General features: G+C 49.6%; 1 rRNA gene. It reads right to left on the bottom strand.

Annotated features, from left to right (window positions below):
• Positions 1-1172: ribosomal RNA gene (locus WFM49_RS18480) — 23S ribosomal RNA — on the bottom strand; the annotation flags it as partial.
• Positions 1173-1342 lie beyond the last annotated feature (170 nt).

Genomic DNA, 1342 nt, shown 5'->3' with positions numbered 1-1342 from the left:
AAAGTACACATCCGCAGCTTCGGTCTATGGCTTAGCCCCGTTACATCTTCCGCGCAGGACGACTCGATCAGTGAGCTATTACGCTTTCTTTAAAGGATGGCTGCTTCTAAGCCAACCTCCTGACTGTCTATGCCTTCCCACTTCGTTTCCCACTTAGCCATAGTTAGGGACCTTAGCTGGCGGTCTGGGTTGTTTCCCTCTTGAGTCCGGACGTTAGCACCCGGTGCTCTGTCTCCCGTACTGTACTTGCCGGTATTCGGAGTTTGCCATGGGTTGGTAAGTCGCTGTGACCCCCTAGCCATAACAGTGCTCTACCCCCGGCAGTAATATACGAGGCACTACCTAAATAGTTTTCGGAGAGAACCAGCTATCTCCAGGCTTGTTTAGCCTTTCACTCCGATCCACAGCTCATCCCCTAATTTTTCAACATTAGTGGGTTCGGTCCTCCAGCACGTGTTACCGTGCCTTCAACCTGGCCATGGATAGATCGCCTGGTTTCGGGTCTACACCCAGCGACTGAATCGCCCTATTCGGACTCGCTTTCGCTACGCCTCCCCTATTCGGTTAAGCTTGCCACTGAATGTAAGTCGCTGACCCATTATACAAAAGGTACGCAGTCACACCACGAAGGTGCTCCTACTGTTTGTATGCATACGATTTCAGGATCTATTTCACTCCCCTTCCGGGGTTCTTTTCGCCTTTCCCTCACGGTACTGGTTCACTATCGGTCGATCACGAGTATTTAGCCTTGGAGGATGGTCCCCCCATATTCAGACAGGATTTCACGTGTCCCGCCCTACTTGTTCGATGCTTAGTTCCACGTACTGAATTTCGCCTACAGGGCTATCACCTGCTACGGCTGGACTTTCCATTCCATTCGACTATTCACTACGCTAAAACATCCAGGCTGGTCCGGTTTCGCTCGCCACTACTTCCGGAATCTCGGTTGATTTCTTTTCCTCGAGTTACTGAGATGGTTCAGTTCACTCGGTTCGCCTCCACATGCCTATGTATTCAGCATGGGATACCGTATTACTACGGTGGGTTTCCCCATTCGGACATCTACGGATCAAAGCTTGTTTGCCAGCTCCCCGTAGCTTTTCGCAGGCTACCGCGTCCTTCATCGCCTGTGATCGCCAAGGCATCCATCATATGCACTTATTCGCTTGATCCTATAACGCTTGATGCTGTTATAGGAATATGAGTATACGTTGTTGCCGTTCATCAATCCTTAGCTGTTATCCAATCCGAAGATCAGACAACGTCTATATTTTTGAGAACTTTCGTTGAACATAATTTGTTCTGTTGCAATCACAACCCGTGTATTGTCATCACAAGGCGA

Source organism: Alcaligenes sp. PF14 (assembly GCF_037150615.1).
Taxonomy (GTDB): Bacteria; Pseudomonadota; Gammaproteobacteria; order Burkholderiales; family Burkholderiaceae_B; genus Alcaligenes; species Alcaligenes phenolicus.
Note: the sequence above shows the minus strand (reverse complement) of the source record. Positions and strands in the feature narration are given on the sequence as shown.